Annotated in this window: 25 protein-coding genes; 13 read left to right on the forward strand and 12 right to left on the reverse strand. The window is 61.5% G+C overall.

What is annotated here, in order from left to right; genetic code table 11:
• Positions 1-26 precede the first annotated feature (26 nt).
• From D3P04_RS00245 to D3P04_RS00275, 7 genes are all read right to left on the reverse strand, one after another.
• On the reverse strand, positions 27-755 hold the full coding sequence (locus D3P04_RS00245) for an NAD(P)H-dependent oxidoreductase (protein ID WP_119744772.1): 729 nt from the start codon (positions 753-755) through the stop codon (positions 27-29).
• 2 nt (positions 756-757) lie between these two features.
• A complete protein-coding gene (locus D3P04_RS00250; protein ID WP_119744773.1) occupies positions 758-1,684 on the reverse strand; it encodes a BKACE family enzyme in 927 nt (308 codons plus the stop codon).
• A gap of 8 nt (positions 1,685-1,692) precedes the next feature.
• Complete coding sequence (locus D3P04_RS00255; protein WP_119744775.1) at positions 1,693-2,964, reverse strand: TRAP transporter large permease; 1,272 nt, start codon at positions 2,962-2,964, stop codon at positions 1,693-1,695.
• Positions 2,964-3,551 carry a TRAP transporter small permease gene (locus D3P04_RS00260; RefSeq protein ID WP_182912681.1) on the reverse strand — a complete coding sequence of 196 codons (588 nt, stop codon included), beginning with the start codon at positions 3,549-3,551 and terminating at the stop codon, positions 2,964-2,966. Before D3P04_RS00260 ends, D3P04_RS00255 begins: the two co-directional genes overlap by 1 nt.
• Before the next feature lie 61 nt (positions 3,552-3,612).
• Positions 3,613-4,611, reverse strand: coding sequence for a TRAP transporter substrate-binding protein (locus D3P04_RS00265; RefSeq protein ID WP_119744779.1), 999 nt, complete (start codon positions 4,609-4,611; stop codon positions 3,613-3,615).
• A gap of 173 nt (positions 4,612-4,784) precedes the next feature.
• Positions 4,785-5,684, reverse strand: a complete 900-nt coding sequence (locus tag D3P04_RS00270) for a cupin domain-containing protein (RefSeq protein WP_119744781.1) — start codon at positions 5,682-5,684, stop codon at positions 4,785-4,787.
• Positions 5,685-5,687: 3 nt separating this feature from the next.
• On the reverse strand, positions 5,688-6,476 hold the full coding sequence (locus tag D3P04_RS00275; RefSeq protein WP_182912682.1) for an HpcH/HpaI aldolase family protein: 789 nt from the start codon (positions 6,474-6,476) through the stop codon (positions 5,688-5,690).
• 157 nt (positions 6,477-6,633) lie between these two features.
• Here D3P04_RS00275 and D3P04_RS00280 point away from each other — a divergent pair, with 157 nt between their 5' ends.
• Entirely contained in the window at positions 6,634-7,389 is a 756-nt protein-coding gene (locus D3P04_RS00280; protein WP_182912683.1) for an IclR family transcriptional regulator, read from the forward strand.
• A gap of 72 nt (positions 7,390-7,461) precedes the next feature.
• Here D3P04_RS00280 and D3P04_RS00285 read toward each other — a convergent pair whose 3' ends face one another.
• Positions 7,462-8,382 (reverse strand): DUF6282 family protein, encoded by a 921-nt coding sequence (locus D3P04_RS00285; protein ID WP_232844841.1) that lies wholly within the window; start codon positions 8,380-8,382, stop codon positions 7,462-7,464.
• Between the two features lie 266 nt (positions 8,383-8,648).
• On the opposite strand from D3P04_RS00285, the gene D3P04_RS00290 reads away from it, so the two are divergent.
• The 5 genes from D3P04_RS00290 to D3P04_RS00310 all read left to right on the forward strand — a co-directional run bounded on the left by D3P04_RS00290 (position 8,649) and on the right by D3P04_RS00310 (position 13,570).
• Positions 8,649-9,590: an NUDIX hydrolase gene (locus D3P04_RS00290; protein ID WP_182912684.1), complete on the forward strand. Its 942-nt coding sequence runs from the start codon at positions 8,649-8,651 to the stop codon at positions 9,588-9,590.
• Between the two features lie 70 nt (positions 9,591-9,660).
• On the forward strand, positions 9,661-10,632 hold the full coding sequence (nadA, locus tag D3P04_RS00295; RefSeq protein ID WP_119744785.1) for a quinolinate synthase NadA: 972 nt from the start codon (positions 9,661-9,663) through the stop codon (positions 10,630-10,632).
• The gene (locus tag D3P04_RS00300; RefSeq protein ID WP_119744787.1) at positions 10,629-12,161 is read left to right on the forward strand and encodes an L-aspartate oxidase; all 1,533 of its coding nucleotides are present in this window, start codon (positions 10,629-10,631) and stop codon (positions 12,159-12,161) included. The genes nadA and D3P04_RS00300 overlap by 4 nt, the downstream gene beginning before the upstream one ends.
• Position 12,162: 1 nt before the next feature.
• Entirely contained in the window at positions 12,163-13,083 is a 921-nt protein-coding gene (gene nadC, locus D3P04_RS00305; protein ID WP_119744789.1) for a carboxylating nicotinate-nucleotide diphosphorylase, read from the forward strand.
• A gap of 97 nt (positions 13,084-13,180) precedes the next feature.
• Positions 13,181-13,570 carry a cupin domain-containing protein gene (locus D3P04_RS00310; RefSeq protein ID WP_119744791.1) on the forward strand — a complete coding sequence of 130 codons (390 nt, stop codon included), beginning with the start codon at positions 13,181-13,183 and terminating at the stop codon, positions 13,568-13,570.
• A gap of 101 nt (positions 13,571-13,671) precedes the next feature.
• Here the strand turns inward: D3P04_RS00310 and D3P04_RS00315 are convergent, their stop codons facing one another.
• Positions 13,672-14,115 carry an Lrp/AsnC family transcriptional regulator gene (locus D3P04_RS00315; RefSeq protein WP_119745554.1) on the reverse strand — a complete coding sequence of 148 codons (444 nt, stop codon included), beginning with the start codon at positions 14,113-14,115 and terminating at the stop codon, positions 13,672-13,674.
• 131 nt (positions 14,116-14,246) lie between these two features.
• Here D3P04_RS00315 and D3P04_RS00320 point away from each other — a divergent pair, with 131 nt between their 5' ends.
• A complete protein-coding gene (locus D3P04_RS00320) occupies positions 14,247-15,308 on the forward strand; it encodes an ornithine cyclodeaminase (protein ID WP_119744793.1) in 1,062 nt (353 codons plus the stop codon).
• Positions 15,305-16,234, forward strand: a complete 930-nt coding sequence (gene ctlX / locus D3P04_RS00325) for a citrulline utilization hydrolase CtlX (RefSeq protein ID WP_119744795.1) — start codon at positions 15,305-15,307, stop codon at positions 16,232-16,234. Before D3P04_RS00320 ends, ctlX begins: the two co-directional genes overlap by 4 nt.
• A gap of 176 nt (positions 16,235-16,410) precedes the next feature.
• Here ctlX and D3P04_RS00330 read toward each other — a convergent pair whose 3' ends face one another.
• The 3 genes from D3P04_RS00330 to D3P04_RS00340 all read right to left on the reverse strand — a co-directional run bounded on the left by D3P04_RS00330 (position 16,411) and on the right by D3P04_RS00340 (position 18,400).
• Positions 16,411-16,611, reverse strand: a complete 201-nt coding sequence (locus D3P04_RS00330) for a CsbD family protein (protein WP_119744797.1) — start codon at positions 16,609-16,611, stop codon at positions 16,411-16,413.
• Positions 16,612-17,060: 449 nt separating this feature from the next.
• Entirely contained in the window at positions 17,061-17,267 is a 207-nt protein-coding gene (locus D3P04_RS00335; RefSeq protein WP_119744799.1) for a cold-shock protein, read from the reverse strand.
• A 227-nt stretch (positions 17,268-17,494) separates the two neighbouring features.
• Positions 17,495-18,400, reverse strand: a complete 906-nt coding sequence (locus D3P04_RS00340) for a LysR family transcriptional regulator (protein ID WP_119744801.1) — start codon at positions 18,398-18,400, stop codon at positions 17,495-17,497.
• A 107-nt stretch (positions 18,401-18,507) separates the two neighbouring features.
• On the opposite strand from D3P04_RS00340, the gene D3P04_RS00345 reads away from it, so the two are divergent.
• The 5 genes from D3P04_RS00345 (at position 18,508) to D3P04_RS00365 (ending at position 21,873) form a co-directional block, all read left to right on the forward strand.
• Positions 18,508-19,125, forward strand: a complete 618-nt coding sequence (locus D3P04_RS00345; RefSeq protein WP_119744803.1) for a nitroreductase family protein — start codon at positions 18,508-18,510, stop codon at positions 19,123-19,125.
• Positions 19,122-19,970, forward strand: coding sequence for an EamA family transporter (locus D3P04_RS00350; protein ID WP_119744805.1), 849 nt, complete (start codon positions 19,122-19,124; stop codon positions 19,968-19,970). Before D3P04_RS00345 ends, D3P04_RS00350 begins: the two co-directional genes overlap by 4 nt.
• 193 nt (positions 19,971-20,163) lie before the next feature.
• Positions 20,164-20,994: an urease accessory protein UreD gene (locus D3P04_RS00355; protein ID WP_232844842.1), complete on the forward strand. Its 831-nt coding sequence runs from the start codon at positions 20,164-20,166 to the stop codon at positions 20,992-20,994.
• A 3-nt stretch (positions 20,995-20,997) separates the two neighbouring features.
• Positions 20,998-21,309 carry an urease subunit gamma gene (locus tag D3P04_RS00360; protein WP_119744809.1) on the forward strand — a complete coding sequence of 104 codons (312 nt, stop codon included), beginning with the start codon at positions 20,998-21,000 and terminating at the stop codon, positions 21,307-21,309.
• Entirely contained in the window at positions 21,310-21,873 is a 564-nt protein-coding gene (locus tag D3P04_RS00365) for a HupE/UreJ family protein (RefSeq protein WP_119744811.1), read from the forward strand.
• Position 21,874 lies beyond the last annotated feature (1 nt).

Here is a 21,874-nt window from a genome sequence, read left to right on the forward strand (position 1 = left end):
TCCTTGTTCCTGCGCGTAGGCCGGTGTCAGCCCGGCCGCGCCCATGCGGCTTCGGGCGCGGTATCGAGTGCATGCAGGTAATCATTGGTTCGGGTCACGGGTTGCCTTGCCAAAGCAAGCGCGGCGCTGGAAAATCCGGCAAGATGATCCCGCCGCGCGGCCTCGTCGGATCTTGGCACGCCATGCGCGACATAGGGGGGCGCCACCTCGAACCCCATATATTCAAGCGCCAGCTTTTGCAGTGGCATCAGGATGGGACCGATCGGGCCGTAAACGCCAGTTTCGGCGAAACGCTCTGGCGTTCCTCCGGTCGTTACGGAAAGCATCGCGCGGCGTCCCTGAAACAGCCCGCTGTCAAACCGCCGCCCGTCGACATAACCGAACCCATAGGCCAGAACCCGGTCGATCCAGCCCTTGAGGATCGCCGGCGGGCCGCCCCACCATAACGGAAATTGCAGTATGATATTGTCAGCCCTTGCGACCCGCGCCTGTTCCCGGGCGATATCGGGGGCGAAGGCCCCTGCGCGTACCGCCTCTGCCTGCTCGGCCTGAACATGGAAGCGCCCGGCATCCGCGATGCTGGTCATGTCATGGCGCCCGATATCGGCGCGGAAACCCTCGGCGCAGAGATCGGATATGACGACGCTGTGGCCCGCCTGCCGAAGCGCCTGCGCCGCGGCATTGGCCATGGCGTGGTTGAAGGATTGCGGCTCCGGATGGGCGACAACGACAAGGATATGGCGGCGCTCTGTCATGATCAGAAATTCACCTTGTCGCCGCCCTTGAGGTTCAGGATCTCGCGGGCCTCATCGGGAGTCGCGACTTCGAACCCCATATGCTCGACCAGTTCGCGTGCCAGCGTCACCTGTTCCGCATTGCTTTTCGCAAGCCTGCCACGGCCCGCGTAAAGCGAATCCTCAAGACCGACGCGAAGATGACCGCCAAGCAGGATGGACTGCATCGCCACCGGCATCTGGTGCCGGCCTGCGCCCAGAACGGACCAGCGGTATTCATCCCCGAACAGCCGGTTTGCCGTTCGGCGCATGTGCAGTACATCTTCGGAATGCGGGCCGATCCCGCCAAGGATGCCGAAGACCGATTGCACGAAGAAAGGCGGTTTCACGTAACCGCGCCGCACGAAATGTTCCAGCGTGTAAAGATGACCGATATCGTAGCACTCGATCTCGAAACGCGTGTCATTATCGGCGCAGGTCGTAAGAATCCCTTCGATATCGGCGAAGGTGTTGCGGAAAACCCGGTCGCGGGAGCCTTCGATATAGGGTTTCTCCCAATCGTGTTTGAACTCTGTCATCTTGTCGAGGATCGGATAGATGCCGAAATTCATGGACCCCATGTTGAGCGAGGCGACCTCGGGCTTGAAGATGGCGGCGGGTTGCAGTCTTTCCTCGACCCGCATCGTCGGCGCGCCGCCGGTCGTGATATTGACCACCACATCGGAGCGCTGCTTGATGACCCCCAGAAAGGGCTCATAGGCTTCCGGGGTCTGGTCGGGCTGGCCGGTCCGGGGGTCGCGGGCGTGCAGATGAACGATCGCCGCGCCTGCCTCGCGGGCACCAAGAGCGGCGTCGGCGATCTCGGACGGAGTCACGGGAAGGTAGGGCGACATCGACGGCGTGTGTATCGAGCCGGTGACGGCGCATGTGATGATGATCTTGCGAGACATGGATTTCCTCAGAGCAGCATTTTCGGCACAAACAGCGACAGCGCCGGGACAAGTGCGACCAGCGCAAGGATCGCGATGCAGATCGCGATCAGCGGCAACGCCTCGCGGATCACCCGTGTCACCGGCTCGCCCGATATGGCCGATGCGATGAACAGCAGGATCCCGACGGGCGGCGTGGCCATCCCGATCACCACGTTCAGAACCACGACCATCCCGAACTGTACCGGATCCATCCCGATCATTGCCTGGAATTTCAGCAGGATCGGCATTGTCAGGATCAGGATCGAGATGGGTTCAAGGAACATGCCCAGGATCAGCAGAAAGATGTTCAGCAACAGAAGGATCAGAAAGGGATGCTCGGTGATTGTCAGCACCATGTCGCCGATATGCTGCGGCACCTGTTCCAGCGTGAAGACGAAGGACACGATGGAAGCCATCGAGGTGATGAACAGGATCGAGGCCGATACAAGCGTCGTGGCGATCAACGCTTCCCAGACGCGGCGCAGGCTAAGGTCGCGATAGGCGAAACCGATCACCAGCGCATAGGCGACCGCGACCGCCGCCGCTTCGGTCGGGGTGAATATCCCGGCCTTGATGCCGATAAGGATGATCGCGGGCAGAAGCAGCGCGGGCAGGGTGCGCCCCGTTGCCGTCCACCGGTCGCGGCCGCCCATTCGTTCGGTCACCGGGAACCCGTCGCGCTTCGCTCGCCACGACGCATAGATCAGCAAGCCGACGGCAATCGCGATTCCCGGAACGATGCCGGCCAGAAAAAGCTGCCCGATCGAGGTTCCCGACAGAACGCCATAGATGATCATCGTGATCGATGGCGGAATGATCGGCCCCATGATCGATGACACGGCGATCAGGGCTGCGGCATAGGCCGGCGGCATCCCCTGTCTGCTCATCGTCGGAATCAGGATCGAACCAAGCGCGGAGGCCTCTGCCGTCGCGCTTCCCGAAATGCCCGCAAAAAAGCCCGAGGACAGGATCGAGACAGAGGACATGCCGCCGCGGCGATGCCCTACCATGGCGCGGGCGAAATGAACGATCCGGTCGGTGATGCCGCCGACATTCATCAGGGCTCCGGCCAGAAGAAACAGCGGAATGGTCATCAGGACAAACTGGTCGATACCCGCCATCATGCGCTGCGGCAGCATCAGGACCATCATGCCATTGCCCGACAGATACAGGTAAGCGGTTCCCGCGATGCCGAGTGTCAGGGCGATCGGAATGCCGCTGGCCAGCAGACCGGCGAATATAACGAAAAATGCACCCATCAGCCTTGCCGCCCCCCGGTTCCGGTCAGATCTCCGGTGTCATCCATCCCGTCCTGCTGCGCGCCTTTTGTCCGGGTGGCGAAACCTGTCACCAGATCTGCGATGATATGAAGGATCATCAGGGCCGACCCGACAGAGACGGAGATATAGACATATCCGATCGGCAGCCCCAAAGGCCGCCCGAACAGCGAGCCCCAGATGAAATCCAGCGCCGGGATCGTCTGGCTTGAAAAGCGGGAGGCATAATCCGCACCATACACCGCGATAAGAGCGAGAAAGGCGATGACGGGAATGGCGGTTATGACCTTCAGCACCCATTTGCCCCGGTCGGACAGCGCAGCCGGCAGGAAGTCCAGCGCCACGAATTCGCCCTTGGAATAGGCAAGCCCCAGCACCAGGAATGTCTGCCAGATCAACAGATAGCGGCAAAGCTCCTCGGCCCAGATCAGCGATCCGCCCAGCACATATCGCGACCAGACCTGAGCGATCATGACCATGACGATAATCGCCATCGAGACCCCCGCGGCAAAGCGCAGGAGCAGAAGGTAGATCGAAATGATCCGGGACAGGGTGGGAGGCAGTCGCATGGTGTTCTTCATGTTGATCGTGGGAGGGCTTCACCATCGGGGGCAACGCGAAGCCGATGCATCAGCTTGCCGCCTGCGCGGCTTCGACGAATTCCGCGATAAGCGGGTCTTTTTTGGCCCATTCCGCTGTCAGGGGCGCGACGGTTTCCTGCATCTCGGCAAGGTTGTCGAGTTCGATGATCTCGACGCCCTTGTCGCGCAATTCGTCCCGGCCCGTCAGATCCTGCTCTTTCGCATAGGCAAGCGTAGCTGATGTGGCCTGCCGTCCCGCTTCGCGCATCGCGTCCTTTTCCTCGTCGGACAGGGTATTCCAGAAGCCGGTCGAAACCACGTTCGAGGCGTGCCAGGGATAATGTCCGGTAAGGGTAAGGTTCTTGCCGATCTCCCACAGGTTTTCACCGAGCATGGACGACACGTTGATCTCAACCGCATCGATCACACCGGTTTCGAGCGCGCCGTAAACCTCGCCATAAGGAAGACCGACCGGCGAGGCGCCAAGCGCTTCCCAGATCGACTTGTGCAGCGGCACCGGGACGATCCGGGTCTTCAGCCCCTTCATGTCGGCGATAGTCCGGACCTGCGTATTGATCGAAAGGAAGTTCCGCTGCCCGATATCCGCGGTCGACAGGCCGATGATTCCCGCAGGCTCCAGATCGTCCTGAAGCTTCTGGCCTATCGGACTCAGCGCGAGTTTCTCGAAATGATCGTAATCGCGGACAAGGAAGGGCAGCTGCCACGCGTCATAGGCCGGACGGCCGGTGACCATCGGAATCAGCACGCCCGAAATCATGGCCATTTCCAGCGTTCCCGCCACGGCGGATTCAAGGTTCTGCTTGTCGTCTCCCAACTGCCGGTTCGGGAAAATCTGCACCTCGAACGCACCGGGCAGGATTTCGTCCAGCGCCTCCTTGAAACTGATCGCCAGCTTGTGTCCCGGATGGATCTCGTTCGAGGCATGCGCCAGCCGCACCATCTTGCCTTCGGCGCGGGCAAGATGAGGCATGGCAAGCGTCGCCCCAAGCGCAGCACCCGTCTGCATCAGAGTTCTTCTGGTAATCATGTGGTTCTCCTCCCTTGATTGGGGCCGGTCTGCGCCGCCCTGAGAATCCGGTGCCGTCCTCCGCGGTTCTTCAGCGTCGAGTACAGGCCTGCCCTGCCATGCAGCGGCCTGGCGACTTCCTTGGTCCAGCGGCACTTATGGCAGTCATCTCGTGAACCTCTCCGCGATGGCGGTCAGGACGGCATCGGATAATCGTCGGCATTCAGCACCCAGCCCGGCTTTTCGGAAAAATCGATGCGCGGGGGACAGAAGATGTCGACAAGCTGATTGCGCTGTGGACCCACGGCCCGGGTCGTGTGAATGACCGGCGGCGGAATGACGAGGGCAGAGGGCGACCCCATGGTGACAGTCCGGTCTTCCCGCCAATCGGCCATATCCGTCGTCCATGGCCAGCGAAGATAGTGGCTGAACTCTCCGCCGATCGCCAGCGAACATTGTTCGAAATCGTCATGATGATGCGGTGACATCTTCGACGAATCGCGCGGCCCGTCGAACGGGTCCAGCACGTTCACCATCATTGTCGTACAGCGAAAGATGCGGCCGAACCGGCCTTCTTCTTTCGGGATGTCCAGACTGTAATGCCGGATTTTCCATCCGCCCCTGGGTTCGGGCCAAGGGGAAAATTCCGGAATATGCGACCGTGGCACATCATAGCCCCGCGCGTTCGAGCATTGCTTCGCCAGATCGTCCGAGCGCGTTGTGAAAAGCCGCGCCATCAACCCGCCCGCCGGCAGCGTCACGGTACTGTCTCCCGCGGGCACGAAGGCAATTGACCAGCCCGGCACATCGGCCTTCTGGCCGTTCCATTCGATGACGGCGCCTGTTTCCGGCAGCAGAACGGCATATTCATCCACATGGCCGGAGCGTGGGAAACTTGCGCCCTTGCGCGCCTGCGACCATGCCAATACGAAGTTATGCCCGCGCAGCAGCCAGGTCTTTCCGGTCGCGTCATCGATCTGCGGCGCCTCATCGTAGAAATGCGCTTCCTGAGATTCGGCGACCAGACCCGTTCGCGGACCGGCAGCCGCATCTTTCGGGGCCAGGGCAGAGCGTGGATCGGATTTGTCATACATCGGTCAGCCTTTCCTTGCATGTGTCACGGCATCGGACATCATGTCCTGTGCCTGCATGGCGGCATTTCTCAGAAATCCCTGATCGGAAGAGAGGATGAATGCCGTCGATCCCGCCCGGGCCTGCGCTGCCGCATCCTCGGGCGTGCCGGGAAGGATCGCGACCGTGCGGCCCGCCTTGCCGGCGGCGGCATGCACCGCTTCCGTCGCTGCGCGCACCATCGCCGCCGCGTCGTCGGAACCCGCATAGGCAGCGGCAAGATCGCCACGGCCGACAAACACCCCATCCAACCCGTCTACCGCCACGATATCGTCGATATTGTCGATGGCTTCCGGATCCTCGATCATGGCGATGATCGTGACGCGGCGGTCTTCGGCCGCCATATGCTCTGCCTGACCGGCGCGGCCGAAACCTCCGGCGCGGGTGGTCGGGGCGAAACCGCGCTTTCCGCCGCGATACCGCCCCGCAGCAACGATGTCGCGTGCCGTGGCGGCATCTGTCACATGCGGAACAAGCACGCCGTCCGCCCCGCAGTCGAGTACCGAAAGAATCTGTGCGGGATCCTTGCTTTGCACCCGGACGATGGCCGCGATTCCAGCCGCCTTGCAGGCCAGTACGATCCGGTCCGTCGTCTCGCGATTGAAGGGGGAGTGCTCTTCATCCACGACAACGAAATCATATCCGATGCCGCCAAGGATCTCGGCTGGCATCGTGGCGGGGATCTTCAGGAACGTGCCGTAAAGCGTCTCGCCCGCCAGAAACCGGGCGCGGAAGCCGTGCTGGTCGCCTGTCACTCTTTTCCTCCCTTGTGTTCCCTCTATCAGAACGCTATCATTCACAACGGAACATTGAGTGAGACTGCGCTTAAAGTCAACCCATAGGAATCTGCAAAACAGGTCGCGTGTAATGCCGAAGATTGCTTCTGAAAAAACCACTGGAATTCAAAGCGTAATGCTTGCCCTTTCGATTCTGGAAACCTTGGGGCGGGTGCGCAGCCCGTTAGGCGTGACCGCGCTGGCTGAGTCGCTTGGCACGACGAAAAGCCGGATTCACCGCCATCTTCAGACGCTGGTACACCAAGGCTACATCGTGCAGTCGCCGCTCACCGAACGATATCGGCTGGGCTCGCGGCTGATCGAGTTGGGCAATGCGGCGGCGAATGCCTCGGACATCGCCAGCGTTGCGGCACAGCCCATGCGGACCCTTCGCGACAAATCGGAACAGGCGGTCATCCTTGGACAGATCGAGGACGAGGGCATCCGGATCCTGACAACCCTCAGCGGCAAGATGGCTGTTGAAGTCGGCGTCAGGCCCGGATCGATTCTGGGTTTCAACACCTCGGCGCAAGGAAAGATGGCGCTGGCCTTCATGCCCGAAAGCGCACGGGAGCGCATTCTGGCCGGGCCGCTGGCAGAAGAAACGCCATATTCGATTACCAGACGCGATGTTCTGATGCAGCATCTTGAAGATATCCGGAATCGCGGCTGGGCGGATGCCCCTAACGAAGCGGCCATAGGTTTGAACGCATTGTCGTTCCCATTGCTTGGCGCGTCCGGGGAACTGGTCGGAAGTCTGGCCATTGTCAGCCTGACGCAGTTCATCGGCTCGCCGCCCTCTGCCGATCAGATCAGGGCTGTCGGCACCGCGGCAGAGGAAATTTCAAATGCCCTGGGATATATGGGAAACCTGCCGGGCCAATGGCGTTGATCATTTGAGGCGGGCGAGGCGTGGAGCGGCTGGCAGTTCCCGTGATTGACGCGGAACCGCCTTGCGATACGTTCAGTCTTCGAGTCCGATGACCGAGGCGGCATTGGTCGCGACCATCGCATGGGTCTGCGCATCCGAATAGCCAAGCGACAAACAGGTAGCGACGCCGCGCCGCAGACCTTCAAGCGGGGCAATCGTGCCGACCTGACCGAGATCAGAGCAAAGGATGGTCCGCTCGGAACCCACGCATTCGATGAATTCGCGCAGCTCTTCATTGCTGCGGTTCCGAAATTTCGAGCCTTCGATGAAGAATCCCAGCGAATGCTCCACATAGGCGCCGAGCGCCGCGATTTCCCTTGTGTCTTCAAGTGATGCGCCCACGATATCCTCGGGATGGGTGAAGATCAGCCGTTCGATCCCGCGCTTTCTGGCTTCGGCGAAGACAATCCTGGTCTCGGATACGTGGATATGGCCACTTGCCAAAGCCATGCCGGTCGCGGCGACGATGTCGAGCACATCCAGAACTTCGGGGCGCAGTTTGCCGTTCTCGAACAGCGGAACCGGCGAAGCAGGCCGGATTTTCTGGGTCGAGGCCGGATGCGCCCAATCCGATGTCTTTTCCCACTCCAGATGGTTTTCGGCAGCAAGGGTCGGCAGCCAGACGATCCGGCCGTCCATGGCTGCGGTATGCTCTACCGCATAGGGATTGAACCCGCCCACGACATTGTTCAGCACAATCCCCGAGAAGATCCGTGTTTTCAGCTCTGGATGATGATTGCGGATCAACTGGGCGCACATGACGCCCGAATAATCGTGATCCTTGGTGACGACCGCGGCGAAACCCGCATCGGACAGCTCTTTCACCAGTTCGAGGTGATCCACCGCGCGTGGCGCGATAGAGGGACCGCTATGCACATGCGGATCGACCGCACCATGCAGGATCTCGCTGATCCTTGCGGCTTGCTCACGCTCGAACATTTCGATTTCGGTCATCGTTTTTCCTCCGGTATCTCGGTTCAATCCACGGTATTGTTACGCAGTGCAGATCATGGTTCTGTTGATCAGAACGTTCGCAATAGATATTTTTGCCGGATCGCGGTGTCAAGTGACCTTGGTGGAATGGTATCCGGCGGCTGAAGCAAACTTTGTCGCAGAATCTTCAGAATGCTGGTGTCTCTACCTGGAGCAGCGGGCCGACAGGATTGCCGGAGGCGTTGCAGGCCGGGCGGGACCCGCTTGGCTTGACAGGGGATATGCTGATGATAGGGCTGGATAAAAAGGTGGGATATTCCGTGGCGACTGGATTTGCGCAGGCCGAACTGATTGCCGCGCTTGCAGCGGTAACTGCGAACGAGCCTCGGGTCATGACGGTCCGGGCGGGCAAGGCGCTGCCGTCCGGGCCTTTCGAATCCTCTCATCGCAGCCTTCAGGCCGGGTTGCGCGACTGGGTCGAAAGCCAGACCGGCCATCCCGTAGGGTTTCTGGAACAGCTTTACACCTTTGCCGATGGCGATCGTGATCCGGGTGCCGGAACGGGAATGCGGCGGATCTCGATCAGCTATCTGGGGCTGGTGCGCGAACAGGCCGCGCCGGGCGCGGGTCAGCCGGAATGGCATGGCTGGTACGAATATTTCCCGTGGGAGGATCGCCGCGACGGGGCCGACGACCGGGCCGGAGGGCTGGATCAGATCGCCGCAAGCCTGTCCGCATGGGCCGGCAGCGATCCGCATCTATCCGCAGAACGGCGCCAGCGCGTCGATTTCACCTTTGGCCTGAACGGCATGAACTGGAATGAGGATCTGGTGCTGCAGCGCTATGAGCTGATGTATGAGGCCGCATTGATTCCCGAGGCCGGGGGAAGCCCGGGCTTTGGCCAGCCGATGCAGGGCGATCACCGCCGCATTCTGGCCACCGGCATCGCCCGGCTGCGGGCCAAGATCAAATACCGCCCCGTCGCCTTCGAGATCATGCCCGCCAGTTTCACCCTGCTGCAATTGCAACGCACGGTCGAGGCTCTGGTGGGTCTGAACCTGCACAAATCCAACTTCCGCCGCCAGATCGACCAGCAGGAACTGATCGAGGAAACCGGCGAAACCACCGCCGAAACCCGGGGCCGCCCTGCCATGCTGTTCCGCTATCGCCCCTCGGTACTGGAGGCGCGGCAGATGGCCGGAACCCGTCTGCCGATTTCACGGACTTGACATAAACTCACTATGAGCATAATCCTGTCTAAATATACTCGAATCGAGTATAAAAGAGGAGGAATGCCAGATGACCACCGCACTGCGGCTGCCCGAGCTTTTTGACCGCGTCCGTCAGGTCATTCCCGAACCGGACTGGATGCTGTTCGAGGATGATATCGCCGCGATCCTGCGCCTTAAACAGGAACGTAACGCGGTCATTCTGGCCCATAATTATCAGACGCCCGAGATCTTTCACGGTGTGGCCGATATCGTCGGCGACAGTCTGGCGCTGGCCCGCAAGGCGATCGGGGTTGATGCCGATGTGATCGTGCTGGCGGGCGTGCATTTCATGGCCGAAACCGCCAAGCTGCTGAACCCGGACAAGACAGTGCTGATCCCCGATATGGGCGCAGGCTGTTCTCTGGCGGATTCGATCACGTCCGACGATATCATGGGACTGCGCGCGGCCCATCCCGGCGTGCCGGTCGTGACCTATGTGAACACCTCGGCCGCGGTAAAGGCGGCGTCGGATATCTGCTGCACCTCGGGCAATGCGCTGCAGGTGGTGGAATCGCTGGGGGTGCCCCGCGTATTGATGCTGCCCGATGAATATCTGGCCCGGAACATCGCCAGCCAGACACAGGTCGAACTGATCACATGGCATGGCTATTGCGAAGTGCATGAGCGTTTCACCCCCGGCGAAGTGCGCGGGTTTCGCGATGCCTATCCGGGGGTGACGATCCTTGGCCATCCCGAATGCCCGCCCGAGGTGATTGCCGAAACCGACTATTCCGGTTCGACCGCGGGCATGTCGGAATTCGTCGCCCGGCAGCGGCCCGAGCGGGTGCTGTTGCTGACCGAATGCTCGATGAGCGATAATGTCGCCATTCACCATCCCGAAACCGAATTCATCCGCCCCTGCAATCTGTGCCCGCATATGAAGCGGATCAGCCTGTCGAATATCCGTCAGGCGCTTGAGGAAAACCGTCACGAAGTCACCGTCGATCCTGCCATCGCCGCCCCGGCACGCCGCGCGGTGGAACGGATGCTGGCCGTATGAGGCCCGCGCCGCCGGATCTGACCGGGCGGGTCGTCATCATCGGTGACGGCATTGCCGGGCTGGTGGCCGCGCTGGCGCTGGCGCCGCAGCCGGTCGTGCTGGTGACGCAGGCCGGTCCTGGGCAGGGCGGCTCGACCGCGCTGGCGCAGGGTGGGATCGCGGCGGCCATCGAAGCGGATGACAGTCCGGAACTGCATCTGGCCGATACGCTGGCGGCAGGCGCCGGGCTGTGCGATGCCAACATCGCCGAAACCATCCTGCGGCAGGCGGGTGAGGCGATTGATTTTCTGGAACGTCACGGCACGCGTTTCGATCGCGATGCCTCTGGCGCGCCGGTTCTTGGGTTGGAGGCCGCGCATGGCCGCCGCCGGATCCTTCATGCTGCGGGGGACGGCTCTGGCGGCGAGATCGTGCGGGCATTGGTGGCGGCGCTGCGCCGTTGTGCCTCTGTTGCGGTGTTGGAAGGCAGGGTTGCCCGCCGGCTGCTGACCCATGACGGCGCGATTGCGGGCGTATTGTTGCAGCGTGAAGGGGCGGGCATGGTCCTGCCCGCCCGGCAGGTGGTCATGGCCACGGGCGGCATCGGCGGGCTTTATGACGCGACCACCAATCCCGTCGGCAACTGGGGGCAGGGGATCATGCTGGCGGCGCGCGCTGGCGCTGCGCTGGCGGATATGGAATTCGTGCAGTTTCATCCCACCGCGCTGGCGGTGGGGCAGGGCAGGCTGCCCCTGATCAGCGAGGCCGTGCGCGGCGAGGGGGCGATTCTGATCAATGACCGTGGGGAACGTTTTCTTGCCGGTCATCCCGGAGGCGAGCTTGCCCCAAGGGACATCGTCGCCCGTGCCATCCATGCTGAAATGACGTCGGGGCGGCGGGTGTTTCTGAAGGCTGATAATATCGATTTCCCGACCCGGTTCCCGGCCATTACGGCGCTGTGCCGCAGCGCGGGGATTGATCCGGCGCGGGCTCCGATCCCGGTTCGTCCCGCCCAGCATTATCATATGGGTGGAATCCATACGGATGCGTTCGGGCGCAGCACGCTTCCGGGATTGTGGGCCATTGGCGAATGCGCGGCGACCGGCCTGCACGGTGCCAATCGGCTGGCCAGCAATTCGCTGCTGGAGGCGGCGGTGATGGGCCTGAATGCCGCGCGTGATATCGCCGCCAGTCCCGGCTCGTATCCTGTCATGCCCGCAATGCCGGACCTGCCGCCCGAAGCCGATCCCGGGCAGGTCCGCGCCATCACCTCACGCCATCTGGGCATTCTGCGGGACGGGGCGTCGCTTCACGCGGCCATCGCCGGATTGCTGCCCTTGGCGCTTGGCGGGGGCGAGGCGAGTGATCCCGCCATCACCGCCCTTTCCATCGCCGTTTTTGCCGCTTTGCGACAGGAATCGCGCGGCGCCCATGCCCGCACCGATTTTCCCGCCCAAGCCGCCCATTCCGTCAGCCGGAGGATGACACTGGATCAGATCATCCAGTCCGCCCGACTGATCCTGTCCGATGATCTTGCCCGGAGTGCCTGATATGACCCTTTCCCCCCTGCCGCGCCTGATGATGGAAGGCCCCATCCGTATCGCCCTGACCGAGGATCTGGGCCTTGCGGGCGATCTGACCTCGGCTGCGGTGATCCCCGCCGGCCACCGCTCGACCGTGACGGCAGTGGCTCGGCGCGATGGGATCGTGGCGGGGCTGGATCTGGCGGCGCTTGCGTTCGAGCTGGTTGATCAGGCCTGCCGCATGACGCGCCATCTTGCCGATGGCGATCCCGTGGCGGCGGGCGGGCGGATATTCACCGTCGAGGGACCCTCTGCCAGCCTGCTGACGGCCGAGCGCACGGCACTGAATTTCCTGTGCCATCTGTCGGGCATCGCCACCGTGACCAACGACATCGTCCGCGCCGTGACTGGCACAAGCGCCGCCATTGCCTGCACCCGCAAGACCACGCCCGGATTACGGGCGCTGGAGAAATATGCGGTCAGGGCCGGGGGCGGGATGAACCACCGCTTTGCGCTGTCGGATGCGGTGCTGATCAAGGACAACCATATCGCCATGACCGGCGGCATCCGCCCTGCCATCAAGGCCGCCCGCAGCAATTCCGGCCATATGGTCAAGATCGAGGTCGAGGTCGATACGCTGGCGCAGCTGCGCGAGGCGATGGAGGTCGGTGTGGACGCCGTGCTGCTGGACAACATGACGCTGGCCGAATTGCGCGAGGCCGTGGATATCGTCGCCGGGCGCGCCCTGACCGAGGCATCCGGAGGCGTCACGCTTGACAGCGCCGCCGCGATCGCCGCGACCGGGGTCGATCTGATCTCTGTCGGCTGGATCACCCATAGCGCGCCGATTCTGGATATCGGTCTGGATTACGTTGCCGAAAATACACCTGTCTCCGAACCGTTGTCGAACAGGCCATCGGCGCATTTTCCCGTCGCTTCTCTTCCGTAACCGTCTGGAGGCTGGACAGGTCCGTTCGCATCTTCGTATTCTTGCTGTCCAGGATGGAAACGGTGACGCCCGATCATCGAAACAGGGAGATGGAAGCATGGTTCGCAGGGATTTCGACCCGGACACGGTGCAACCCGATGGCCGTTCTGCGGTCAAGGAAACGCTTTTTCCCCGTGACGCCGCCGGTCCCTGGCGTGGCTCCTGTCCGGGCGAAGCTTTGGGCGGGCAGATCACGGTTCTGGCCTATGGCAACGAAACCCCCGGAGAAGGCCCAAGGCTGCATGTCCATCCCTATGATGAAACATTCATCGTCATTGCGGGCCGGGCGCGTTTCTTCGTCGGCGACGACGTCATCGAGGCCATTGCAGGAGAGGTTGTTCTTGGCCCCAAGGGCGTGCCTCACAGGTTCGAAAATATCGGACCGGGAAGGTTGCAGACAATCGACATCCATCATTCACCTGTCTGGCTGCAAACGGATCTGGAATAATCTGCATCTGATGGAACGGTTGCCCTGATCGGCATCATCCGCAATGCGAACACGCAGCCGGCGGCATGCCGGAATATGGGGCCGGGCGGCGGACGGAAGTATCAGATCGTGGATAGCAGCATGCTGGTTTCGCTGTTGCGGATGCCGTCTACGATGCGCACCTCGCGCAGGATGCGATCGAATTCGGCAAGGTTCTCGACCACGATTTCCGCCACCAGATCCCATTTGCCGCTTGTCGTATGGAGGCGGTGAAGCTCTGGCAGGCCGCGCAGGCTGTTGATGACATGGGTCGTATTGCGGCCCTCGACCTCGATCATCATCACGGCGCGCACCGCACTGTCTTCGTGATCGTCGCGCACTCGTGCGGTGAAGCCCAAAAGCGCGCCCGCATCAAGCAGCCGGTCGATCCGGGCCTGCACGGTTCCCCGCGCGACTCCAAGGATATCGGCAAGTTTCGACACCGGTGCCCGTCCATCCGCGCGCAGCAGGCTGACAAGCCTGCGGTCAAGATCGTCAAGGCTGTATTTGGCGGCGTGGCGTTTCATCGGCTGGCTATTTGTTCGATTGTTCTGCACAATTTGTTCAGAACTACCGAAAATGTCCAGCAACTTCGCCATTTTGCCAGCATTCTGCACAGCGGATACTCTTGGTAAACCGTATGTCCACAGGAATCGCCATGTCCGCCCCAAAACCTTCCGATCTTGCCTTCGTGCCGTTTGTCAGTGTCGAGAACATGATGCGGCTTCTGCACCGGATCGGCATCCCTGACGCCCTGACCGGCCTTGCCGCCTATATCGAAGAGGATTTCCGGCGATGGGAGCTTTTCGACAAGACGCCGCGGGTGGCTGCGCATTCCAGCGATGGCGTCATTGAACTGATGCCGACCTCTGACGGAACGAGCTATGCGTTCAAATATGTCAACGGGCATCCAAAGAATACGCGTGACGGGTTGCAGACCGTCACTGCATTCGGCCTGCTGGCCGAAGTCGCGACGGGCTATCCGCTGCTGCTGTCGGAAATGACCTTACTGACGGCGCTGCGCACGGCGGCAAGTTCGGCACTGGTGGCCAAATATCTTGCGCCCGATGGGGCGGACACGATGGCCCTGATCGGCAATGGCGCGCAATCCGAGTTTCAGGCGCTTGCCATGAAGGCGGTTTGCGGCATCACGCATCTGCGCCTTTACGACATCGACCCGAAGGCCACCGAAAAAGCGATGCGCAATCTTGCTGGTCATGGCTTCACGCTGACGGCCTGCGCGTCGGTGCAGGAGGCGGTCGAGGGCGCGCAGATCATCACCACCTGCACCGCCGACAAGCAATTCGCGACGATCCTGACAGACAATCTGGTTGGCGCGGGCGTTCATATCAACGCCATCGGCGGCGATTGCCCGGGCAAGACCGAGTTGCACAGGGATATCCTGAGCCGCGCCGATGTCTTTGTGGAATATCCCCCGCAGACCCGGATCGAGGGCGAGATCCAGCAGATGCCAGAGGATTTCCCGGTCACCGAATTCTGGCAGGTCGTGACCGGCACCGCAGCCGGCCGCCGCAATGACCGCCAGATCACGCTTTTCGACGGGGTGGGCTTTGCGACCGAGGATTTCTCCGCCCTGCGCTATATCCGCGACCGGCTTGAGGGCACCGGGTTTTATCAGGAGCTTGATCTGCTTGCCGACCCTGACGATCCGCGCGATCTTTTCGGCATGCTCCAGCGCGCGAATGATGGCGCAGCATGAGCCGGCCCTCTGTTCAGGCTCCGGCTGCCATTGTCATGGTGCGCCCTCACCATTTCTCGGTGAATACGGAAACCGCGCAGGATAATGCTTTTCAGGCGAGTCATGGCGATGCCGACAGCGCCCTGCTTGCCCGCCGCGCCTATGATGAGCACAGCGCCGCCGTCGCCGAACTGGAACGTCATGGCGTCCGGGTACATGTCTTCGAGGGCGAGGATCCCGCCACGCCGGATTGCGTCTTTCCGAATAACTGGTTCTCGACCCATGCAGGCGGGCATGTCGCCATCTACCCGATGAAGGCGATGAACCGCAGGCGCGAAAGGCGCAGCGACATCATCGAGATGCTGAAGGCCAGATATCGGGTGCAGGATGTGATCGATTATTCGGGGCTGGAGCCTGACGGCCTGTTCCTTGAGGGAACCGGGGCGATGGTGCTGGACCATATCGAGCGGATCGCCTATGCGGTCGCGTCCGAGCGGACCAATCCGATCGCGCTGGAACGGTTCTGCACACATTTCGGCTTCGAGCCGATGGTCTTTCCGGCTACGGATTCGCGGAGCAAGCCGATCTATCACACAAATGTCCTGATGTGCATCGGCACGGATTTCGCACTGATCGGCGACGGGATGATCACGGATCGTGCGCGCCGGGAAGAGGTGGTCGCGCGACTTGAAGAATCGGGGCGCGTGGTGATCCGGCTGAACGAGGCGCAGATCGGCGCCTTTGCCGGCAACGCCATCGAATTGCAGGGGCGGGATGCGCGGTTGCTGGCATTGTCGCGAACCGCGTTTGACGCGTTGACGGAGAGCCAGCGGGAAATGATTGCAGAAAGCGCGACACTGGTACCGCTGTCGATCCCCACGCTGGAAATGGCGGGCGGATCGGTTCGTTGCACGATGGCCGGTATTCATCTGGCACCGCGCCGCTGATTGCGGGTGGTGAAGATTTGCTTCTGGGTGGGTATGGCGGCGGCGGTTTGTCAGCGTTCCGATTGCGTTGAATGCGAACACCGCGTCAGACCAGAAAAACATTCCGGAACTGCCGTAACCGCATATCGGAATTCAAATCTGGTCGGGACGAAAATTCGTCCCGACCAAGGCAGATGTCAGGATTTGTCGCGTATGAAATCGTCGATATGACGCTCGGCATCGTCTTTTGCCCAGCCGTATTTCTCTTGCAGCTTTCCGGAAAGCTGGTCCCGGTTGCCGTCGATCTGATCGATCTCGTCCTCGGTCAGATCTCCCCATTTCTCCTTGACCGACCCTTTGAACTGTTGCCATTTACCTTGAATGATATCCCAATTCATCTCGCACTGCTCCTTTCAGCATATGTGGTGACGAAATCGGACGCGCGTCCACTCTCTCGACTCGCAATTGCAGGGTTAAAACGTCCGGCGGGCAGGAAAGTTCCGGGATTTTGCCGCGCCGATAGCCGCCATACCCCGGGCGGACGGGTTTTCACGCATGGCAGGGGCGCTTTTCGGGGGGCGGATTCGCTTCCCCTCCCTCTGCTTCTTCTTTGTCCAAATACCTCGGGGGTCGCCGACGGGTCGCGCCACAGGTTCAAGAGACCTGCCGGCGACGGGGCAGCCCCCCGGCCATCGCGGGACGCAAATTACGGGCATTTCCGATTCGGCAAACCGCGTTCTATGGCACCAACCATTCCGGATGCCGCTTTTGCCCTGTCGTCGTTTCCGACGTCCAAAGTCGATTTCCGGCCCCTTGGAAGGGCCGGAAATCCATAGGTAAAGCAGGCTTATGCCAAAGCAAGATTGACGGCGGATTCCCGGCCGTCGCGACCAGCTTCGATGTCATAGGTGACGGCTTGACCGTCATTCAGCTGGCTCAGGCCCGACCGTTCCACGGCCGAGATATGCACAAAAACATCACGTCCGCCATCTGCGGGAGCGATAAAGCCGAAGCCTTTAGTTGAGTTGAACCATTTCACGGTGCCATTGGCCATCGTGTCGTCTCCTGTAATATTTGCTGCCCACAACATGCGGCAGCCCGGCTCAGCGTCGTCATTGGAACGTCTGAAGCCGAATGGAGACAGAGGGTCGAAAGAAGAACGTTTGCAGGGTCTGTATAAGTATTTTAGCCACGAATGCAAGCCATTCCGAATTCAGACCCGCATATGTGACATATCACCCATCTGCCGGAACCGCCGATCGGAAAATACATGCCGGGGATTTAGCGATCCGCGATCCTGCCATATGCGAACTGGCGTACCAGAAAATCCAGAAAAGCACGGATTTTAGGCGCGAGATGCTGGCGCGACGGATAGACCGCGTAATGCGTGACTTCCGCTGTCCGCCATGTGTCCAGCGCGGTTTCCAGCCGCCCCTCCTGCAGATCCTTTTCCACATATTGATGCGGGATCAGGCTGACCCCGAAGCCCGCGCGCAACGCGTCACGGACCGCCAGGCTTGACGACACCGAATAGCGCGTCGCGACCGCTATACGTTCTATCTGCCCGTCTTTTCTGAATTCCCAGATATCGGCATTCGGACCATGCGGAAAGCGGATATGATCCAGCTTTGCCAGATCGGACGGGGTTTGCGGCTTTCCATGCGTCGCGAAATAAGAGGGGGTTGCGCAAAGCACATGTGACATCACCCCCAGTTTTCGCGCAATCAGACTTGAATCCTCCAGATTGCTATACCCCCGGATGGCAAGATCGAACCCTTCCCGGATGATATCCACGCGGCGGTCGTCAAGATGCAATTCAAGGCGCAAATCGGGATGGCGCGACAGGAATTCCGGTATCGCCTCGGACAGCCGGATAAGCGCGACTGTCATCGGCGCGCTTACCCTGAGCGTGCCGACCGGCGATGATCTGGCCGAGGAAAGCGCCGTTTCGCCTTCGATCAGGGCATCAAGGCCGCGCGAGACATGTTCAAGATAGGTCTTGCCCTCTTCGGTCAACGCCATGCGCCGCGTTGTCCGGTTGATCAGGCGCACGCCCAGATGGGCTTCAAGTTCCGCGATGTTCTTGCTGATGGCCGGCGGCGACAGGCCAAGCTTTCTTCCGGCTTCGGCAAAGCTGCCTTGCTCGGCCACCTGCCGGAAAACCCGCAATGCTGTGAAGCGATCCATTTTATTATTCTCTGACAGTAAATGATTTCTTATAATATTACCATATTATCGAATTTTGGTAAATTCTTTATCTCTGCTGTCATCAATTACAGCCAAGAGTGAGCCAGATGACCCATCCGACAATCGATCTTATCGAAAAGCGTGTTTCCGCCAATCGCTTCGATCCCTCGCATCTTCTGACCGATGCCGAGATCGCGGAACTCGTCCGCCTCGCGACCTGCGCGCCGACGGCCTACAATCTTCAGAACTGGCGGTTCATCGCGGTCCGCAGGTCAGAGGCGAAAGCGAAACTATGCGAACTCGCCTATGGTCAGGCCAAGGTCGCCGATGCGGCCGTGACCTTCATCATCTGCGGTCAGAAGCCCGATCATATCAGCCTGGCGGAACGGTTGCAGCCATTCGTCGCATCCGGTCACATGCCACCGGACATGGCGGCGGCATGGCAGGAAAACGTGCGCGCGACCTATGCCGGCGATCCCGAGGCAGCCCGCGATGAAGCGATCCGTTCCGCCACATTCGGCGTGGCGACCCTGATCCATGCGGCCGAGGCGATGGATCTCGTCTCTGGCCCGATGGTCGGGTTCGATGCAGACGCAGTGGCCCGCGAATTCGGGCTTATGCAGGACGAAATGCCTGTCATGCTTCTTCCTGTCGGCCGTGCCGCGCCGGGCAACTGGCCGCAGAAGCCGCGCCGCCCGCTTTCCGAGGTTCTTCAGCTATCATGAAAACCAATCTCTCGGATCTGTCGCTGACCGCTATAGCGCCGATTGTCTGGGGCAGCACCTATCTTGTCACGACCCAGTTCCTGCCCGGCTTTTCGCCGATGACCGTCGCCATGCTGCGCGCGCTGCCGGCCGGGCTTCTGCTGCTGGTGATCATGCGTCAGTTGCCAGCCGGGATCTGGTGGCTGCGGGCCTTTGTCCTTGGCGCTCTCAACATCTCGATCTTTCTCACCATGCTATTCGTCGCGGCATACAGGCTTCCCGGCGGTGTGGCGGGCACGGTGCTGTCCGCCCAGCCATTGATCGTGGTCTTCCTCGCCGCGGTCCTGTTGTCGGGCAGGCTGCGGCCCCTGACAGTCCTGGCCGCGCTGATTGGCATGGGCGGCGTTGCCTTGCTGGTGCTGACCCCAAACGCCTCGCTTGACGCAATCGGCATCGCGGCTGGTCTGGCGGGGGCGACATCCATGGCGCTGGGAAGCATCCTGGCGCGCAAATGGCAGCCTCCGGTATCGCCGCTTACCTTTACGGCTTGGCAACTGACCTCTGGCGGGTTGCTGCTGCTGCCGGTCGTTCTGTTTGTCGATCGTGCCATTCCTGTTCCGACGGTTTCCAACCTGCTGGGCCTTGTCTGGCTGGGCCTGATCGGAGCGGCCGTGACCTATGCGCTCTGGTTCCGCGGAATCGGGCGGCTGGCGCCTTCGGTCGTGTCCTCGCTGCTATTCCTCAGCCCGCTGACCGCTGTGCTGCTTGGATGGGTTTTTCTGGGACAGACGCTGAGCATATTGCAGATAACCGGAATCGCGCTTGTTGTCGGAAGCATCTGGCTTAGCCAGCGGGCGAATGACTAGGCCGGGACGCAGAAGCATCTTTGCCCGGATGCGCAAGGGCCGGTTTCAAGGTAAACGGCAAGACGGTCATGCCACTCGTCCCGTCCATAATCTGCCCAAGTGATCGGCAGGCTGCCTAAAATTTCCCCTGTCGCCGGACGGGCTTCGTTTCTGTTATCGCGCAGAGACGATGCGTGGTTGCAGCCGCAGGGTCATGGTTTTCATTGACGCCATGCTCGACTCGACAGGTCCAACAGTTTTGCAGCGAAGCCACGGTCTGGCCCGGATCATGCTGGGATCCAGGGGGCTGATCGATCTTGCGCAAGCGGGTTCGGCCAAGGTCATGATGCCGCATGTCGTGGGAAAATGCCCCGAGATCGTTTTTCTGAACACCTCGGGCGGAATGGCCTCCGGCGACCGGCTGGAATATCATGTCGGGATGCAGGCCGGTTGTCGTGCCGTGGCGACCACCCAGACCGCCGAACGCGCCTATCGCGCGAATGATTGTCCTGCGCGGGCGCAGATCCGGTTGACGCTGGGCGCGGGAAGCTGGCTCGATTGGCTGCCGCAGGAAACCATCCTCTTCGATGGTGCAAGGCTGGAGCGGATGACCCGCGTCGATCTGGGGCCGGGGGCAGGCTGCATGTTGCTGGAGATGATCGTGCTGGGCCGTCAGGCGATGGGCGAGCGGTTGTCGCATCTGCATCTGCACGATCGTCGCGAAATATGGCAGGGGGGGCGGATCATTCACCATGACGCGCTGTCGCTGAGTGACGCGGCACTGCCGCGCTTGCAGGATCCGGCCGTACTGAATGGCGCGAAGGCGATGGCGACTTTGGCGGTGATCGCCTCGCATGCGCCGGATTTGCTGGGCTGCGCCCGCGCGGTTCTGGATGAACCCGGCGTCACTGCGGCGGCAAGCGCACCACCCGGACGGCTGATCTTACGGCTGCTTGCCTCTGACGGCTGGCCTTTGCGGCGGCAGATCAACCGGCTGCTCGGGGCGCTTCGTCCTGATCCCTTACCACGTATCTGGCAGGTCTGATCCATGAATCTTTCTCCTCGTGAACGCGAGAAACTGTTGGTCTCACTCGCCGCGATGGTTGCCCGGGGGCGATTGCAGCGCGGCGTCAGGCTGAACCATCCCGAGGCCATCGCCCTGATCACCGATTTCGTCGTCGAGGGTGCCCGCGACGGGCGCAGCGTCGCCGATCTGATGCAGGCGGGCGCGCATGTGATCACGGCGGATCAATGCATGCAGGGCGTGCCCGAGATGATCGAGGCGGTGCAGGTCGAAGCCACTTTCCCCGACGGCACCAAGCTGGTCACCGTCCATCATCCGATCCGTCAGGAGGCTTGAATGAAAAGATTTTCCATCCATATCGCCGCGATCTTCTTCCTGCCCGGATCGGCATTCGCGCATCCCGGCCATGAAAGCGGGCAGTTCATCGGCGGGCTGTCCCATCCCGTCGCCGGGGCCGATCACCTGCTGGCCATGATCGCGCTTGGCCTGCTGGCGGCGCAGCTTGGCGGTCGGGCGCTTTGGGCGCTGCCTGCCGGATTCGTCGCCACGATGATCGCGGGCGGTCTATGGGGCTGGGCGGGGCTGCCCTTCCCCGGCGCCGAGCCGATGATCCTTGCCTCGGTGGTTATCCTTGGCGCATTGGTTGCCATGGTCATGCGCCTGCCTCTGACGGTGCTGCTTCCCGGCGTCGCGCTGTTCGGCTTTGCTCATGGTTGGGCGCATGGTGCGGAAGGCCCGGCGCAGGGGATGATCCCCTATGCCATCGGCTTCGCTGCCGCGACCATGGGATTGCATCTGCTGGGGATCGCGATGGGCAGATTGATCGGGCGTGGCGCGCTTTTGCGGGGGCTTGGGGGTGGCACGGCGCTGGCCGGTCTGGCTCTGGCGGTTGCGGGCTAGG

Source organism: Paracoccus onubensis, from assembly GCF_003591515.1.
In the GTDB taxonomy this organism is placed as follows: Bacteria; Pseudomonadota; Alphaproteobacteria; order Rhodobacterales; family Rhodobacteraceae; genus Paracoccus; species Paracoccus onubensis.